Raw genomic sequence first — 15975 nt, 5'->3', positions numbered from 1 at the left:
TCGGCCTTGTCGCCCGGCCCTGCTCATCGCCTCATGTCTGATCCGCAATCCCTGATCCGCCACCGGCCATTCATGGCGTTCTGGTTCGCACGCGTTTTCACCGCAAGCGGTTTCCAGATGCTCACCGTTGCCATCGGCTGGCACATGTATTCCCTGACCGGAAGCGTGCTCGACCTGGGCCTGGTGGGCCTCGTCGAGTTCATGCCGAAGATACTGTTCATCCTCTTTACCGGTCATGTAGCCGACCGCTTCGATCGGCGGCGGGTTGCCGCGCTCTGCCAATGTGCCCAGGGCCTCGTTGCACTGGCGCTGTTGATAGGCAGTACAACGGGGGCCATTACGCGGGAAATGATCTTCGTCGTCGCGTTTCTGCTCGGTACCGCCCGTGCCTTCGAAATGCCGACGACTCAGGCACTTTTGCCGAACATCGTTCCGCCTGGCCTGTTTCCGAAAGCGGTCGCGGCGGCCGCATCGGCCATGCAGTCCGCGACTATCATTGCGCCTGCCGTGGGTGGATTGCTGTTCGCCTTCGGCGCCGGCTGGGTCTACGGGCCCAGCGTGGTGCTCTACCTGATCGCGCTTAGCCTGATGCTGAGCCTGCCGTCCCGACAGTTGCCGCTCAAACAGAAGGTGTCGCTGGATTCGCTGTTGGCGGGCTTTCGTTTCATTCGCAGCCGCGCCGATATCTTCGGCGCCATCTCGATGGACATGTTCGCCGTCTTGCTGGGCGGTGCAACGGCTCTGCTGCCAGTATTTGCCAAGGACATTCTGCTTACCGGCCCCTGGGGGCTGGGCCTGCTTCGCTCCGCGCCGGCGGTCGGTGCGCTGTTGATGTCCTTCTGGCTCGCGCGCTTCCCCATCGAGCGAAAGGTAGGGCCGGTGATGTTTACCGCCGTCGCCATCTTCGGCGTTGCCACTATCGGCTTCGGACTGTCCACATCGCTCTGGTTCAGCCTGTTCACACTGGTCGTGCTGGGCGCAGCCGACATGGTCAGCATGGTGATCCGTGGGGCGTTCGTGCAGCTACAGACGCCGGACGAAATGCGCGGCCGTGTGGGTGCGGTCAACGGGCTGTTCATCGGCGCATCCAACCAGCTGGGAGAATTCCGTGCGGGTGTGACGGCTGCCTGGTTTGGCACCGTCCCGGCTGTGCTGATCGGTGGCGTGGGCGCGATCGTGGTGACGGGCCTGTGGATAAAGCTGTTCCCTACCCTGGCCCACCGAGATCGCATGCACGAAGGCGAAGAGGAAGCTCAGCCGGTGCCGGCGAAGGGCTGAACGGGCGCCCATCGCCGCCAGCGGAACCCGATCAGCCCAGCAGGGAGATGGCCGGAGCAGGACGCTCCGGCCGGCACCTTACAACACCTTGTCGAGCGTGATCGGCAGCTCCCGGACGCGCTTGCCGGTCGCGTGGAACACCGCATTACCGATCGCGGCGGCGACACCTACGATCCCGATCTCACCGACGCCCTTGGACCCCAGGGCATTGACGATCGGGTCGTGCTCTTCGACGAAGATCACGTCCATATCGGGCGCATCGGCCTGAATCGGAACGTGGTACTCGGACAAGTTGTGGTTCATGTAGCGCCCCAGACTGTGGTCGATGAAGGTCTCCTCCTGCATCGCCTGGCCCAATCCCCAGATCACACCACCCTGGATCTGGCTCCCTGCCGTTTTCGGATTGATGACGCGCCCAGCGGCAATCGCGCTGACAACTCGGGCTACACGAATCGTTCCCAACGACTCATCCACCCGCACTTCGACGAATACTGCGGAATGTGTCCCGGTCGAATACTTGTCGCGTTCGCTACCCGGCTGGCCGTCGACTTCGGCCTCGATCGGACCGCACGCGGCGACGATCGCTTCGAGTGGCATGGAGCGCTCGCGCGAATCGCCAATCTGCAACCTGCCTTCAACGAAGCGGATATCATCCAGCGAACCGCCTGCGAACGGCGCATCCTGCAACTGGCGTGCAGCCTCCCATATCTTCGCTTTCAGCGCCTCGCAGGCCTTGTGGACCGCGCTGCCGACCGACGAGACGGTAAACGAACCGCCCTGCAGCGGGGCCTTGGGAAAGGTCGAGTCGCCCAGGCGAAACTCCACGCGCTCTACCGGCAAGCCCAGAGAACCGGCGGCGATCTGGGTCATGACGGTATAGGTGCCGGTACCGATGTCGGTCGTGGCACTGCTCACGCGAAGCGAACCATCGCTGCACAGGGCCGCGCGCGCACTGGCGGGCATCTGCATGGCTTCCCAGATACCGGTCGCCATGCCCCAGCCAATCAGTTCGGTGCCTTCACGCATGCTGCGCGGCGCGTGGGAGCGCTTGCTCCAGCCGAAGCGCTCGGCACCCTGGGCATAGCACGCCTTGAGCTCCTTGCTTGAATAGGGTTTGCCTTCGGCCTGATTGACGTCGGTGTAATTGACCAAGCGCAACTGCAGCGGATCGATACCCACTTCATAGGCCAACTCGTCCATGGCGGATTCCAGCGCATAAACACCTTCGGCAGCGCCCGGTGCGCGCATGTCGAGTGGCGTGTACACATCCAGCGGAACGAGCTTGTAGCCCAGCGAAACGTTGTCGCAGTGATACAGCATGGCCGACCATTCAGCTACCTGCTCGGTGAAATCCTCGAAACGGGACGTCTGGCCGATGACTTCATGGCCGATCGCCTGCAGCTTGCCGTCAGACGATGCGGCGAAACGCATCCGCTGCTTCATCCGCGGGCGATAGCCAAAAGTGAACATCTGCTGCCGCGTCAGCGTGACGCGAACCGGAGCCTTCAGTGTCAGCGAGGCCATCACGGCAAGCGCGAGCTGGTATTGCGGACGCAGGCCAGACCCGAAGGCGCCGCCCACAAACGGCGCACGTACACGGACCTGCCCCTGAAGCCCGAAGATCTCCTCAACGTACGCCTGGCTGTTTTGCGTGCCTTGGGTCTTGTCGTAGATCAGCAGACTGCCGTCCGGGAAATACATGACCGTTGAGGCGTGTGGCTCCATGGGATTGTGATGCTCAACCGGCACCCAGTAGTCCACGTCTACCTTGTGCGGCGCCTGTGCGAACGCAGCCTCCATGTTTCCGCGCGGCTCCGGCAGTTCGGCCGGCGCCTCATGTGCGTCTTCAAGATGCTTGCTGAGATCGGTCTCGTGCGCCTCAACCTCGTAGTCGACCTTGATCAGCGAAGCCGCGTGACGGGCAATCTCGAGATCTTCTGCGACGACCAGCGCAACGGGTTGGCCGCTATAAAGAACACGATCATTGAACAACGGCCGGAAGGGCGATCCATCCGCCGCATCCATGTCCTCATAGGATTCGTCATCACCGGACATCCACGGACGATTCTCGTGCGTCAATACCAGGCGTACGCCCGGTAGCGCTTCAGCCTCGGCAGCATGAATGGCCCGAACACGGCCACGCGCAATGTTGCTGGACACAACGCTGCCGTATAGCAGGCCAGGAAGGTCGAACTCACCCGCGTAGCGGGCTTGGCCCGTTACCTTGGCAGGACCATCGACACGGTCAACCGGTTGGCCGACAGGGTTTTGCATGGCGGTCATGATTGCACTCCTCTGGCGGCGGCTTCGGTCAATGCGCGAACGATGGCGCGACGCGCCAGCTCCACCTTGAACGCGTTGTGTTCCAGTGGCTGAGCCCCCTTCAAAAGCGCATCGGCCACCAGGCCGAAGCTGGCCTCGTTGGCCGGCTGGCCCACCAAAAGCGCTTCGGCATCCGGGATACGCCACGGCTTGTGGGCGACGCCGCCCAACGCGACGCGCGCGCTACGGATCGTGTCGCCGTCCATATCCAGCGCCGCCGCAACCGACACAAGCGCAAACGCGTAGGAGGCGCGGTCCCGAAGCTTCAGGTAGGCATAGTGGGAGAACGTTTCGGCCGGCAGTTCGATTGCGAGGATCAATTCGTCCTCCGCCAGGTTGTTGTCACGCTCGGGCGTATCGCCGGGCAACCGATGGAAATCGGCAAAGGGAATGCGGCGCTCGCCGGCAGGCCCGGTAACGATCACCTCCGCCTCCAGCGCCGCCAGTGCAACACACATGTCGGACGGATGCGTCGCCACGCAATGCTCACTGGCGCCGAGGATGGCATGAATACGGTTGAGCCCATCCTTGGCCGGACATCCACTGCCTGGCTCACGCTTGTTACACGGGACGGCGCTGTCGTAGAAATAGTAGCAGCGGGTGCGCTGAAGCAGATTGCCACCTGTAGTCGCCATGTTGCGCAGCTGAGGCGAAGCGCCGGCCAGGATCGCCTGCGAGAGCAAGGGATAGCGCGCTTCGACCTCCGGGTGCCAAGCCAGGTCCGAGTTCGGGACCAGTGCGCCGATGCGCAGGCCACCGGTGGCGGTCTTTTCGACGTCCTTGAGGGGCAGCCCGTTGATGTCGATCAAACGCTCGGGGCGTGTGACGTTTTCTTTCATCAGGTCAAGCAGATTGGTGCCGCCGGCAATGAAGCGAGCGCCAGGCCCAGCCAGATTGACGGCTTCTTCGACTGCAGAGGGACGGCTATAGGCGAACGGGGTCATACGGCGCCCTCCCCTCGGCACACGGGCAGGGCTTCCTTCACCGCATCGTGAATGTTGTTGTAGGCGCCGCACCGGCACACATTTCCGCTCATCATTTCGCGGATATCGTCGGAGGTTTCAGCGCGCCCTTCGTTGGCAAGCCCAATAGCGGAGCAAATCTGGCCAGGGGTGCAATAGCCGCACTGGAATGCGTCATGCTTGATGAACGCTGCCTGCATCGGGTGCAGGGCATCTTCGCTGGCCAGCCCCTCGATAGTGGTGAGTTCGGCGCCGTCATGCATGACGGCCAGGGTTAGGCAGCTATTAATACGGCGACCATTGAGCAGCACCGTGCAGGCACCGCATTGGCCGTGGTCACAGCCTTTCTTCGTACCCGTCATCTGCAGGTTTTCGCGCAGCAGATCGAGCAGTGTGGTCCAGGGGCGCACTTCGAGCTCGCGCCTCTGACCGTTGATAGTGATCGAAATCAGGTGCACGGCGGACGGCTTTCCGCCCTCGGAAGGAGTGATCGCATTCATGGTGGCCTCACGGTTTGGCTAATGCGCAGTGGCCTGCGTCTACCGTTTTACGACGCGACGCTTACGGTGATCGTTCACCCGGATTCAAGCGAATCGGCCGCGCGGCCCTGATGGTCGGAAGGCGCTGCTCGCGGATTCCTTGCGCACGAGCGGTGCTGGTATGATCGCGCCCCCTCGAGCGGTCCGGTTCTTGCTGGCGCCCGTTCGACGCTTTTGGCCTGCCGCGCCCTGCCGCAGACCTGATCCTTCGCACGGCCAAGCGGATTGCCAACCCATCGCGAAGGATGGACGACACCACACGGCAATGATGCCTAACGGGGACCACCATGCTGGAAAGACTGTTTCAACTTCAGGCCCACGGGACGAATGTACGCACCGAGATCCTCGCGGGCGTCACCACCTTCCTGACCATGGCCTACATCCTGTTCGTGAACCCGAGCGTTTTGGGGGACACCGGCATGGACAAGGGAGCCGTGTTCGTGGCGACCTGCCTAGCCGCGGCCTTCGGCTCCGCCGTCATGGGTCTGATCGCAAACTATCCGATCGCACTCGCCCCCGGCATGGGTCTCAATGCCTTCTTTACCTACACGGTCGTGATCGGCATGGGCCACACGTGGCAGGTGGCGCTAGGTGCCGTGTTTATTTCGGCGTGCCTGTTCTTTCTCTTGTCGATCTTCAAGATCCGCGAATGGATCATCAACAGCATTCCGCTCGAGCTCCGCTCGGCCATCGCTGCCGGTATTGGCCTGTTCCTGGCCCTGATCGCGCTGAAAAGCGCCGGCATCGTAGTAAGCAACGAAGCCACGACCGTCGGGCTGGGCAACCTGGCCTCACCAGAGGCGCTGCTGGCCATCGTGGGCTTTTTTCTGATCGTCGGGCTCGAAGCCCGCGGTATCACCGGGTCAGTACTGATCGGCATCATGGTGGTCACTGTTATCAGCATCCTCATGGGCATCACTCCGTTCGGTGGCGTCGTCTCCATGCCGCCTTCGCTGGCGCCCACGTTCCTGCAGCTAGACATCGCCGGCGCGTTGGACGTCGGCCTGATCAGCGTGATTTTCGCCTTCCTGTTCGTGGACCTCTTCGATAATTCCGGCACCCTCATCGCCGTCGCGAAGAAGGCGGGACTGATGCGCAAGGACGGCCATATGCCCAAAATGGGGCGTGCGCTCCTGGCGGACAGCACGGCAGCACTGGGCGGCTCGCTGCTGGGCACCTCGACCACCACCAGCTACATCGAATCGGCCTCGGGTGTCAGCGCCGGTGGCCGCACGGGGCTGACGGCGGTGGTCGTGGCTGTACTGTTCCTGTTCGCGCTGTTCTTCGCACCGCTTGCCGGCAGCGTACCGGCCTTTGCCACCGCACCTGCCCTTCTGTTCGTCGCCGTCCTGATGGCCTCGGGAATGGCAGAGATCGACTGGCGAGACCTTACGATTTCGGCCCCCGTCGTCATCACCGCGCTGGCGATGCCACTGACCTACTCGATTGCTACCGGCATTGCGTTCGGCTTCATTGCCTGGGTTGCAATCAAGATCATTGCGGGCCGCTACCGGGAACTGAACGGCATGCTTGTCGCCCTGGCGATCTTCTGCGTGATCAAACTCAGCCTGTTCTAATCCTTCTTTGCCTGGGGAGCGCAATGCGCCCCAGGCTTTCTTCCACCAGTGCCGCCTCGCACCACCGGGCACCATCTGCCGCCTCCCCGCGCATCAGCGCGAACAAGCCCGTACAATGCGCGGCGTCTTCGTATTTGTCCTGAGTGTTTCATGAGCTTCGATCCCGCTACCTACGACGTGCAACTGGCCGAAAAGGTGAGCCGCTTGAAGGCGCTGCTAGCGCCGTATTCCGCTCCGGAACCCGTCGTATTCGAATCGCCGCGTGAGCATTTCCGCCTGCGCGCCGAGTTTCGGCTTTGGCGCGAAAACGAGGATCGCTTCTACGCCATGTTCGAGCCAGGTGATAAACACACGCCAATCCTCATCGAGCAGTTTCCGATCGCCAGCCGTCGCATCAATGAGCTGATGCCCCTGCTCAAGGCCGGTTGGCAGCGCAGCCAGGCGCTGTCGTTCAAGCTGTTCCAGGTCGAGTTTCTGACGACGCTGTCGGGCGAGGCGCTCATCACCCTCGCCTACCACCGCCCCCTGGATGAAGCTTGGCAAGTTGAAGCGGAAGGTTTGGCGAAGGCGCTTGATGTGAGCATCGTGGGCCGCTCGCGAGGCAAGCGGATCGTCATCGGGCAGGACTACGTCACCGAGCAGATGACCGTCGCGGGACGAACCTTCCGTTATCGCCAGCCCGAAGGTGCCTTTACACAACCCAATGGCGACGTGTGCCGTCAGATGCTGGCATGGGCCTACGACGCCATGGGCGATCGCGACGACGATCTACTCGAGTTGTACTGCGGCAACGGCAACTTCACCCTTCCCCTTGCGACACGAGCGCGGAAGGCACTCGCGACCGAAATCAGCAAGACATCCGTAAATGCGGCGCTTCATAACCTCGACGACAACGGCGTCGACAACGTGACGCTGGTGAGACTGTCTGCCGAAGAGCTTACGCAGGCGCTGAATGAAGTCCGTCCGTTCCGCCGCTTGGCAGGCACCGAGCTGAAAAGCTATGACTTCGGCACTGTATTCGTTGATCCCCCCCGCGCGGGAATGGACGGCGACACCTGCGAACTAACGCGTCGTTTCGAGCGTATCCTTTATATCTCCTGCAACCCTGAAACGCTGGCCGAGAACATCAGGCAGCTCGACGACACACACCGTATCGAGCGCTGCGCCCTCTTCGATCAGTTCCCCTATACGCATCACATGGAGGCGGGTGTAATGCTGGTCCGACGGGACCGCTAACCTGCTCGAGCGTGAAAATCAGAAGGCAAAAAGCCCAGGCACTTTCTCGAGCACCTGGGCTTTTTTTCAGCTGCGAGCGTTAGCGGTTAGGGAAAAGCGACCAGCTTACGCCGAAGTCGAAACCCAGCCCCCACAGCGCAACGGTTGCGGCGAGTAGCAGCTCGAGGACCAGCACACCGATCGCCAGCGTACCGCCGGTGATGGTGAAGCCTTCCTTGAAGCCGTCCTTGAGGCTGATACCCAGCAGCGCGGGATAGCCCGTGTAAAGCAGGTAGCCCGTGTAGGCGACCGCGATCATCCCGACGATGATCCAGAGCAGCAAGGAAGGATAAAGCAGAGCCAGACCGCCAATGAACAGCGGCGTTGCCGTGTAACCGGCAAACAGCACGCAGCGACGGCGACTTGGACGATGATCGAAACGCTCCGACATCCAGTGGATGACGTTACCCATCACACCCACTGCAACCAGAATAAGTACATAGAACGCCAGCGCCATGGCCAAGCCGTTTGACACCGCGACTCTCGACGCTTCCGTGTCGACACGCCAACCAATCTGCGTGGTGCCCAGGAACGCACTGATAGCCGGAATCAGCGCCATCAACAATACGTGGTGGGCGTACATGTGAGTAATCGTCTCGCCCTCGTTGCGGATGTTTCTCCACTCTCGGGTTGGGCGGGACAGGAGTCCCCAGACATGATTGATCATACCTTCCTCCTACGGCTCGGTCGCGGTCTGCCGAACACCGGCACCGACGAGTTCAATTGCCTTGCACAAGATATGAGTCAAGGACTAGCCCATAGGTTCGATGTGGAAATATGCCGCTCGGCTGAAGCGGTTCGGAAGGTCTATTACGGGGTGTAACCAACGTGTATTCGAAGACTTGGGAGCCATGCGGAACGCGGCGGCGCCAGCTCCGTCTGATTACCTGAAACATCCTGTTTGGAGATGGCCATGCGTTGGGAACGAGGACGTCGCAGCGATAACGTTGTGGATGCGCGCGGGCGCGGTGGGAACGGCATGCGCGTGGGCGGCGGGCTCGGCCTGGGCGGCATCGCAGTGGTCGTGGTGCTCAGCCTGTTGATGGGCGAAGACCCCTTGCGCATGCTGAGCCAGCTATCGGGCGGCGCACCGCAAACCTCCGCGCCGCCAGCCAGCTCGACGGGCGAAGCCGACCCTGGCTTACAGTTCGTCCAGGCCATCCTAGGCGATACCGAAGACACATGGGACGCCCTATTTGCTACAGACGGCGCCACTTATCATCACCCTCAGCTGGAGCTGTTCAGCGGCTCGACGCAGTCCGCGTGTGGTTTCGCCTCGTCCGCGAGTGGGCCCTTCTATTGCCCGGCAGATCAAAAGGTTTACCTGGACCTGACCTTCTTTAATGACTTGGCGAAGCGCTACGGCGCCGAAGGCGAGTTCGCGCAGGCCTATGTAATCGCCCATGAGGTTGGCCACCATGTGCAAAATGAACGTGGTGTCTTCCAGCAGGTAGAAGCTGCACGCCGCCGCGGAACGCCCATGGAAGGTGCACAGGGCCTATCCGTGCGAATGGAGCTACAGGCGGATTGCTATGCGGGTGTGTGGGGCTATCACGCACAGCAGCGTAACGACTGGATGGAAACCGGAGATCTGGAAAGCGCACTTAACGCCGCCAGTGTCATCGGCGATGACCGTCTACAGAAGGAACAAGGGCGGGCAGTGCCTGATTCGTTCACACACGGCACATCCGAGCAGCGTGTGCGCTGGTTCAAGCGGGGTTATGAATCCGGTTCTCCGGCGCAGTGCGATACGTTCAAGGCGAAGCAGCTGTAAGGCTGTATCGATATCTGGCGTAAGCAGCTGCCAACCCCGGGTCCGGAAGGGTCACCGGATTCGATCATGCCAAGCGATCGCCAGGCCGTAGTCCGGTAGGGTGCGTTAGCAACGCGTAACGCATCGCGACCCGCCATGGCGCCGCTATTTCCTTTGACGCGTGCGATGTTCGTATGGGCAACACGGGCATTCATGGGTCGATCGTCGAGCGGTGCCTTGCGCGAGGTAAACGGTGGAAGCCCTCCGGGATTCCACCCTACGTCACTACAGTCCGGTAGGGTGGGTTAGCAGCGCGTAACCCACCGCGATCATACATGGCGCCGCTATTTCCTTTGACGCGCGATGTTCGTACGAACAACGCGGGCTGTCAGGGGCCGATCGGAGGCCATCCGTGCAGGCCGTGGTTGCCCACACAATTTAGCCCCGCTGAACCCACTCTCTGAGCTCAACGCAGTCACGCGCGACGGCGTCACCGAACCGGGGCCAGGGATTTTCGGGAAGGTTGACCAGGACGCTGCGTGCGCCGGCGGCATGAGCGCATTCCAGGTCATTGAGATGGTCGCCCACCATAACCAGGGCCGATGGCTCGACCTGCCAGCGCTCGGCGAAATACAGCAGCCCACCTGGATGCGGCTTTGGCGGCGCTTCGTCACGTCCGACGATGTCTTCGGTGGTGAAACAGTCGCCCAGGCCGATCGCCTCCAGCGTGATCAACGCCAGCTCATGCGCATTGCGCGTCAGGATACCTATCCGGTCACCGCGCCCGCATAGGTAACGCACCAGATCGACGGCCCCAGTTGCGGCACTCGATCCACGTGCCAGCTCCCGTTCGTGCTCCAGCAACCATGAATGCTTGGCGACACGTTCCTCATCGGGCAACCCGGCGAGGTGGTGCAGAATATCGGCGTCCGCCGGAATATCGAGATGCCGCTTGATGGCGGGGAAATCATGGACAGCCACGGTCAGCGTACCGTCCATGTCGAACACCCAATGACGCACGTCCGCGCAGTTCATTACCAATCCTCGCGCTGGCGGATAAGGCCTTCCTGTGCAACCGAGGCCACCAACTGGCCCTGACGGTCGAAGATGCTGCCGCGGCAGAAGCCGCGCGCACCGCCAGACCACGGGCTGTCCATGGCGTAGAGCAACCAGTCGTTGAGATCAGGCTCGCGGTGGAACCAGATGGCATGGTCGAGGCTGGCCACCTGCATCGATTTCTGCCAGTAGGACACGCCGTGCGGAAGCATCGACGTGGGCAGCAGATTGAAGTCGGACGAATAGGCCATCAGGTATCTATGAATCGTGGGAATGGACGGCAACGCACCGTTTGCGCGGAACCACACATGGCGGCACGCGTCGGCTGGCTCCGGAGCGAATGGATTCTGGAAACTCACCGGGCGGATCTCGATCGGCCGTTCACCCAGGACCCGCTCGCGAATGCGTTGAGGTAGCTGCTCCGCCAGACGCTTGGCCAATTCCGTTTCGGATTCGAGGCTCTCGGGCTGTGGAACCTCCGGCATCTGGATCTGGTGTTCGAAGCCGGGCTCGACGATCTGGAACGAAGCGCTCAGAAAGAAGATGGGCTTACCCTTCTGAATGGCTGTCACGCGGCGCGTCGTGAAGCTGCCGCCGTCACGTACCCGGTCCACTTGGTACAGCACGGGCATGGCGGCGTCGCCCGGGCGAAGAAAATACCCATGGAGCGAATGCGCAGGCCGGTTGGCTTCGACCGTCTGTGTCGCAGCCGACAGCGCCTGCCCGACGACCTGCCCACCGAATAGCTGGCGGAAACCAAGGTCCTGGCTCGCGCCACGAAACAGGTTCTCCTCGATGGGTTCCAGGCTCAACAGGGCAACCAGATCGTCCAGTACTTGGCTCATGTTCTCTCTCGATGGCAAATCACGATGGGCGGATGTTAGGGGCTGGCGCATGTACCGTCGAGCGATGCGCAAGGTTTCACTTAAGTCCCGCCGGTGGCCACTGGTCACGCCGCAGCCGATAGAGCAGATGATGCCGTAGCCGGTGATCCGGTGGCAGGTGCGGATGCAGGAAATCATCCTTGGCATCGTAGGTCATGCCCAGCCGCTCCATGAGGGCAAGGGAGGCGAGGTTCGCCGGCACGGTGAACGCCACCACTTCATCGAGCTTCAATGTCTCGAAGGCAAAGGCGAGGACCGCAACGGCGGCTTCGCAGGCGTAGCCGCCATGCCAGTGCTCGGCCCCAAGGCGCCAGCCAATGGCTACTGCGGGCGTGAATGGTGCTTCGAATTCACAACGCTGGATACCCACGTAGCCAATGAAAGGATCACCCTCCTTTTCTTCGACGGCCCACCAGCCATAGCCATGCTCGGCAAAATGCGCCTCGATCGAGTCGGCCAGCGCCTCGCTTTCGGCCGGCGTCATCGGCCCTGGAAAATACGCCATCACGGCGGGGTCACCGCTCTGCTCGGCGAACGGGACGCGGTCACTCGGCTTCCAGGGGCGTAGCAGCAAGCGTTCGGTGTTCAGGCTGGGGTATTGGGGCATACGACCTCCTCGTCGACATCCTTCCGACCATCCCAGGCCGGCCGGGGTTGCCGAAAACCGGAATCGTGGACGATCCAAAGGTCGACCATGGAACCCAGCCGAAACATCCAGGCCAGCCCTGCCGTCATGCGACACATATGGCATGCGGCTTCACTACGCGAGAGAGCAAATACCGTTCGAGCTGCATCTGGCGTAGGCTGAATACAACGCTGGCCGTCCTGCTCCTCATGCCATTACCCCTGATCTACCACGATGACTACAGTCCGGCTTTCCCGCCGGGTCACCGCTTCCCCATGGAGAAGTTTCGCCTGCTGCGCGATCATCTCGTCGACAGCGGCGTGACCGCTGACGGCGACTTGCTTCGGCCGGAACTCTGCCCTGTGGATATCCTGTCCCTGGCGCACGACCCGAGCTACGTAACGCGTTACTGCACGGGGGACCTGAGTCGCGAGACCCTGCGACAGCTCGGCCTGCCATGGACACCCGAACTGGCCCGCCGAACGGTCCGCGCTGTCGGCGGTTCCGTCCTGGCGGCCGAGCAGGCGCTCGAACATGGTCTGGCCTGCCACCTGGCCGGCGGTACCCACCATGCGCATTACGACTACCCGTCGGGCTTCTGCATCTTCAATGATCTCGCGATCATCGCGCGCTACCTGCTGGAAGCCGGAAGGGTCCACCGCGTGCTCATCTTCGACTGTGACGTCCACCAGGGCGATGGAACGGCGCGTCTGCTGGAGACGGTGCCAGAGGCAGTGACGGTTTCCCTGCACTGCGAGCAGAACTTTCCCCCGCTCAAGGCACACAGTGACTGGGACATACCTATACCTCGCGGAACAGGCGATGCCGAGTACCTGCGTACCGTGGACGACGTGCTGCCTTATCTGTTGACGATTCATCAGCCGGATCTCGTCATCTACGACGCCGGCGTCGATGTGCATCGCGACGATGTACTCGGCCATCTGGACCTGACGGATGAAGGCCTAGCCGCCAGAGATACCTGCGTGATGCGGCATTGCCTGGGGCGCGATATCCCGATCGTAGGCGTTATCGGTGGTGGCTACGACAAGGATCGCCATGCGCTTGCCCGACGGCATGGCATCCTGCATCACGCGGCGGCCCGCATATGGGCGGAATTCGGCCTGACCTGAACGGACTCGTCACAGGGATGCGGCGGCGGTGTTACCCTGCGGTCACTGTTCTGCTTCGACGCCCTTGCCCATGCCTGTCGACTTCAAACACAAGATTTCCCGCCAGCGACCCTACAGTCGCACTGATCACGGCCTTACCGCAGCCGATTGCAGCCCATACGAACTGATGCAGGCGTTCGAGAGCGACCGCGGACGCATCATCAACTCCGCGGCGGTCAGGCGCCTGCAGCAGAAGACGCAGGTCTTTCCTCTTGAACGCAACGCCGCCGTTCGCAGCCGCCTGACGCACTCAATGGAAGTCCAGCAAGTCGGCCGCTTCATCGTCCGGACCCTGTTCCAGAAGCTGGGCAGCGACGCGGCGCGCTTCGGCCTGGACGGCCAGGAGCGCACCGTGGAGAGTCTGGTCGAGATGGCCTGCCTGATGCACGATGTGGGCAACCCGCCGTTCGGGCATTTCGGCGAATTCGCCATAAGCGAGTGGTTCGAGCGCCACCTTGAACGCCATTTCGACAAGGCGCTGGCAGGCATCGAGCACGACCCCGACCTGCGACGCTGCATGCTGAGCGACCTGAAGCAGTTCGAAGGCAACGCCCAGACGATTCGGCTGGTCGTGAGCCTGCTCCGCCTGAACCTCACCTACACGCAAACCGCCTGCCTGCTCAAATACGTCCGCGCCGCACACGAATCGAGGCCTGCGGCAGATGCCGCCAACGCGTATCTGGCGAAGAAGCCCGGCTTCTACCTTTCCGAGGCAAGCTTCATCGACACGATGTGCGCCTCACAGGGCATGGCGCTCGGCACCCGGCACCCACTCGCCTACATCATGGAAGCGGCCGATGACATTTCCTATTGCCTGGCGGACATCGAGGATTCGGTCGAGAAGGGAATCTTCGACATCGATACACTCTCAGCCCAACTGATCAAGCGCTTCGCTGCACACCGGCCCGATGATCCGTCCGTAGACGAGAAGGGGCGCCGGTTCGAGGCGATGGTCACGTATGCCCAGGCGCGTTCGCATAACGAGCCGATCAACAAGGTCAGCGAGTTCTTCATCTGGCTCCGGGTGAACATGATCCACCCCCTGGTGCAGCATGCCGCCGAACAGTTCATCACCCACATCGAGGCGATCCACGCGGGCACGTTCGACCGAGCGTTGATGGAGGACGATAGCGCCGCACATGCGATCGTCCAGACCTTCAAGGACGTGGCCCGAGAGCGCGTGTTCTGCCATCGGGAAGTGGAGACGCTGCATCTGCAAGGCTATCGCATCCTGCAGGGCCTGCTGGATTTCCACGCGCCGCTGCTGGAAGTCGACCCAGCCACCTTCGCCGCCCTCACCACGGGTGACTACCGCCGGAATCCGCACTTGCAGATATTGGCCCGCCGCCTTCCGAGCCAGCTGGTGAAGGCCTATCACGAAGCGTGCGCCCAGCATGCCGGAACGGCCGACGCGGCGCTTTGGGAGTTCTACCATCGGTGCCGTCTGCTACAGGATCTCATCAGCGGCATGACCGATCAGCATGCCCAGGACGAGTACCGGACGCTGGCCGCGCTATAGCGCCATCCGGGTGGACTGTACGGGTCGATTCGGCCCGGACTGTGCCGTTCGTCATATCTGGTAACGAGTGACAATATCGGCCTGTCTTCCCGACCACGAGCCCCTCCGATGTCGCCCAAGGATCTGTTACTCGCGCTTACGATCGTCGTCATCTGGGGGGTCAATTTCGTGGTCATCAAGGTGGGACTCGACGGCTTGCCACCCATGCTATTGGGCGCGCTCCGGTTCGCCCTGGTCGCATTCCCTGCCGTCCTGTTCATCCGCCGACCTCAACTGCCATGGCGTTGGCTGATTGCCTACGGCGCGACCATCTCACTCGGCCAGTTCGCGTTTTTGTTCGAAGCCATGGCACAGGGCATGCCACCGGGGCTGGCATCGCTGGTGCTGCAGGCCCAGGCGTTCTTCACGATGATCTTCGCCGCGCTTTTCCTCGGAGAACGCATGCGCGCAATGAGCCTGTTGGGACTGATCGTCGCCGCGGGCGGCCTGACACTGATCGGGCTGGAGGGCAATCATGTCACGCCCTTGCACGCCGTCATCCTTACACTTTGCGGCGCGTCGATGTGGGCGCTGGGCAACATCATCACGCGCCGTTTCGGCAAAGTGAACCTGTTGGGTCTCGTGATCTGGGGCGGCCTCATTCCGCCCATCCCCTTCCTTGCCCTTTCCTACTGGCTCGAAGGGCCGGAACGGATCGCGACGGCAATTGTGAACATCGGCTGGAACTCGATCTTTGCGCTGGTCTACCTGGCCTTCATGGCGACGATACTCGGTTATAGCCTATGGAGTGGGCTGCTTTCGCGCTATCCGGCGGGCAAGGTCGCGCCACTCTCGCTGCTGGTACCCGTGGTAGGCCTGGCCTCGGCTGCGCTGCTGCTGGGCGAAGAGTTGAGCGAGCAACAGTGGGTGGGTGGCGGCTTTGTCATGGTAGGGCTGTTAATCAACGTTTTCGGCGGCCGTCTGGTCGAACACTTGCGGCCCAGCCAGGCCAATTCCTGAGCGCCAAGCGAACCGAC

At 62.0% G+C, this 15975-nt stretch carries 14 protein-coding genes; 7 read left to right on the top strand and 7 right to left on the bottom strand.

Annotated features, from left to right (window positions below; all coding sequences use genetic code 11):
- Positions 1 to 33: 33 nt before the first annotated feature.
- Positions 34 to 1278, top strand: a complete 1245-nt coding sequence (locus tag ACY8D3_RS02555; RefSeq protein WP_462381463.1) for an MFS transporter — start codon at positions 34 to 36, stop codon at positions 1276 to 1278.
- A gap of 78 nt (positions 1279 to 1356) precedes the next feature.
- Here the strand turns inward: ACY8D3_RS02555 and ACY8D3_RS02550 are convergent, their stop codons facing one another.
- Genes ACY8D3_RS02550 through ACY8D3_RS02540 form a run of 3 tightly spaced genes read right to left on the bottom strand, consistent with a single transcriptional unit; the run spans position 1357 to position 5062 of the window.
- Positions 1357 to 3561, bottom strand: coding sequence for a xanthine dehydrogenase family protein molybdopterin-binding subunit (locus ACY8D3_RS02550; protein ID WP_462381462.1), 2205 nt, complete (start codon positions 3559 to 3561; stop codon positions 1357 to 1359).
- Entirely contained in the window at positions 3558 to 4544 is a 987-nt protein-coding gene (locus ACY8D3_RS02545; RefSeq protein ID WP_462381461.1) for an FAD binding domain-containing protein, read from the bottom strand. The genes ACY8D3_RS02550 and ACY8D3_RS02545 overlap by 4 nt, the downstream gene beginning before the upstream one ends.
- On the bottom strand, positions 4541 to 5062 hold the full coding sequence (locus ACY8D3_RS02540; protein ID WP_462381460.1) for a (2Fe-2S)-binding protein: 522 nt from the start codon (positions 5060 to 5062) through the stop codon (positions 4541 to 4543). Before ACY8D3_RS02540 ends, ACY8D3_RS02545 begins: the two co-directional genes overlap by 4 nt.
- Positions 5063 to 5388: 326 nt before the next feature.
- Here ACY8D3_RS02540 and ACY8D3_RS02535 point away from each other — a divergent pair, with 326 nt between their 5' ends.
- Both ACY8D3_RS02535 and trmA read left to right on the top strand, forming a co-directional pair.
- On the top strand, positions 5389 to 6678 hold the full coding sequence (locus tag ACY8D3_RS02535; RefSeq protein WP_462381459.1) for an NCS2 family permease: 1290 nt from the start codon (positions 5389 to 5391) through the stop codon (positions 6676 to 6678).
- A 150-nt stretch (positions 6679 to 6828) separates the two neighbouring features.
- Entirely contained in the window at positions 6829 to 7914 is a 1086-nt protein-coding gene (trmA, locus tag ACY8D3_RS02530; RefSeq protein WP_462381458.1) for a tRNA (uridine(54)-C5)-methyltransferase TrmA, read from the top strand.
- 79 nt (positions 7915 to 7993) lie between these two features.
- On the opposite strand, the gene ACY8D3_RS02525 is transcribed toward trmA, so the two are convergent.
- Complete coding sequence (locus ACY8D3_RS02525; RefSeq protein WP_462381457.1) at positions 7994 to 8620, bottom strand: Yip1 family protein; 627 nt, start codon at positions 8618 to 8620, stop codon at positions 7994 to 7996.
- A 246-nt stretch (positions 8621 to 8866) separates the two neighbouring features.
- Here ACY8D3_RS02525 and ypfJ point away from each other — a divergent pair, with 246 nt between their 5' ends.
- Positions 8867 to 9727 (top strand): KPN_02809 family neutral zinc metallopeptidase, encoded by an 861-nt coding sequence (gene ypfJ / locus ACY8D3_RS02520; protein WP_462381456.1) that lies wholly within the window; start codon positions 8867 to 8869, stop codon positions 9725 to 9727.
- A 417-nt stretch (positions 9728 to 10144) separates the two neighbouring features.
- Here the strand turns inward: ypfJ and ACY8D3_RS02515 are convergent, their stop codons facing one another.
- The 3 genes from ACY8D3_RS02515 to ACY8D3_RS02505 all read right to left on the bottom strand — a co-directional run bounded on the left by ACY8D3_RS02515 (position 10145) and on the right by ACY8D3_RS02505 (position 12253).
- Positions 10145 to 10741: an HAD family hydrolase gene (locus ACY8D3_RS02515; RefSeq protein ID WP_462381455.1), complete on the bottom strand. Its 597-nt coding sequence runs from the start codon at positions 10739 to 10741 to the stop codon at positions 10145 to 10147.
- Positions 10741 to 11607, bottom strand: a complete 867-nt coding sequence (tesB, locus tag ACY8D3_RS02510) for an acyl-CoA thioesterase II (RefSeq protein ID WP_462381454.1) — start codon at positions 11605 to 11607, stop codon at positions 10741 to 10743. Before tesB ends, ACY8D3_RS02515 begins: the two co-directional genes overlap by 1 nt.
- A 76-nt stretch (positions 11608 to 11683) precedes the next feature.
- Positions 11684 to 12253, bottom strand: coding sequence for a GNAT family N-acetyltransferase (locus ACY8D3_RS02505; protein ID WP_462381453.1), 570 nt, complete (start codon positions 12251 to 12253; stop codon positions 11684 to 11686).
- A 227-nt stretch (positions 12254 to 12480) separates the two neighbouring features.
- Here ACY8D3_RS02505 and ACY8D3_RS02500 point away from each other — a divergent pair, with 227 nt between their 5' ends.
- The 3 genes from ACY8D3_RS02500 to ACY8D3_RS02490 all read left to right on the top strand — a co-directional run bounded on the left by ACY8D3_RS02500 (position 12481) and on the right by ACY8D3_RS02490 (position 15958).
- Complete coding sequence (locus ACY8D3_RS02500) at positions 12481 to 13401, top strand: histone deacetylase family protein (protein WP_462381452.1); 921 nt, start codon at positions 12481 to 12483, stop codon at positions 13399 to 13401.
- Positions 13402 to 13465: 64 nt separating this feature from the next.
- The gene (dgt, locus tag ACY8D3_RS02495) at positions 13466 to 14959 is read left to right on the top strand and encodes a dGTPase (protein ID WP_462381451.1); all 1494 of its coding nucleotides are present in this window, start codon (positions 13466 to 13468) and stop codon (positions 14957 to 14959) included.
- A 108-nt stretch (positions 14960 to 15067) separates the two neighbouring features.
- Positions 15068 to 15958, top strand: coding sequence for an EamA family transporter (locus ACY8D3_RS02490; RefSeq protein ID WP_462381450.1), 891 nt, complete (start codon positions 15068 to 15070; stop codon positions 15956 to 15958).
- Positions 15959 to 15975: the final 17 nt, after the last annotated feature.

This window comes from Pseudomonas sp. Marseille-QA0892 (assembly GCF_054950135.1).
Note: the sequence above shows the minus strand (reverse complement) of the source record. Positions and strands in the feature narration are given on the sequence as shown.

Coding starts and splice junctions, on each gene's coding strand:
- trmA (WP_462381458.1), top strand. CDS start 6,829: ATGAGCTTCGATCCCGCTACCTACGACGTGCAACTGGCCGAAAAGGTG.
- ACY8D3_RS02505 (WP_462381453.1), bottom strand. CDS start 12,253: ATGCCCCAATACCCCAGCCTGAACACCGAACGCTTGCTGCTACGCCCC.
- ACY8D3_RS02535 (WP_462381459.1), top strand. CDS start 5,389: ATGCTGGAAAGACTGTTTCAACTTCAGGCCCACGGGACGAATGTACGC.
- ACY8D3_RS02490 (WP_462381450.1), top strand. CDS start 15,068: ATGTCGCCCAAGGATCTGTTACTCGCGCTTACGATCGTCGTCATCTGG.
- ACY8D3_RS02515 (WP_462381455.1), bottom strand. CDS start 10,741: ATGAACTGCGCGGACGTGCGTCATTGGGTGTTCGACATGGACGGTACG.
- ACY8D3_RS02555 (WP_462381463.1), top strand. CDS start 34: ATGTCTGATCCGCAATCCCTGATCCGCCACCGGCCATTCATGGCGTTC.
- ACY8D3_RS02545 (WP_462381461.1), bottom strand. CDS start 4,544: ATGACCCCGTTCGCCTATAGCCGTCCCTCTGCAGTCGAAGAAGCCGTC.
- ACY8D3_RS02525 (WP_462381457.1), bottom strand. CDS start 8,620: ATGATCAATCATGTCTGGGGACTCCTGTCCCGCCCAACCCGAGAGTGG.
- ACY8D3_RS02540 (WP_462381460.1), bottom strand. CDS start 5,062: ATGAATGCGATCACTCCTTCCGAGGGCGGAAAGCCGTCCGCCGTGCAC.
- ypfJ (WP_462381456.1), top strand. CDS start 8,867: ATGCGTTGGGAACGAGGACGTCGCAGCGATAACGTTGTGGATGCGCGC.
- tesB (WP_462381454.1), bottom strand. CDS start 11,607: ATGAGCCAAGTACTGGACGATCTGGTTGCCCTGTTGAGCCTGGAACCC.
- ACY8D3_RS02550 (WP_462381462.1), bottom strand. CDS start 3,561: ATGACCGCCATGCAAAACCCTGTCGGCCAACCGGTTGACCGTGTCGAT.
- ACY8D3_RS02500 (WP_462381452.1), top strand. CDS start 12,481: ATGCCATTACCCCTGATCTACCACGATGACTACAGTCCGGCTTTCCCG.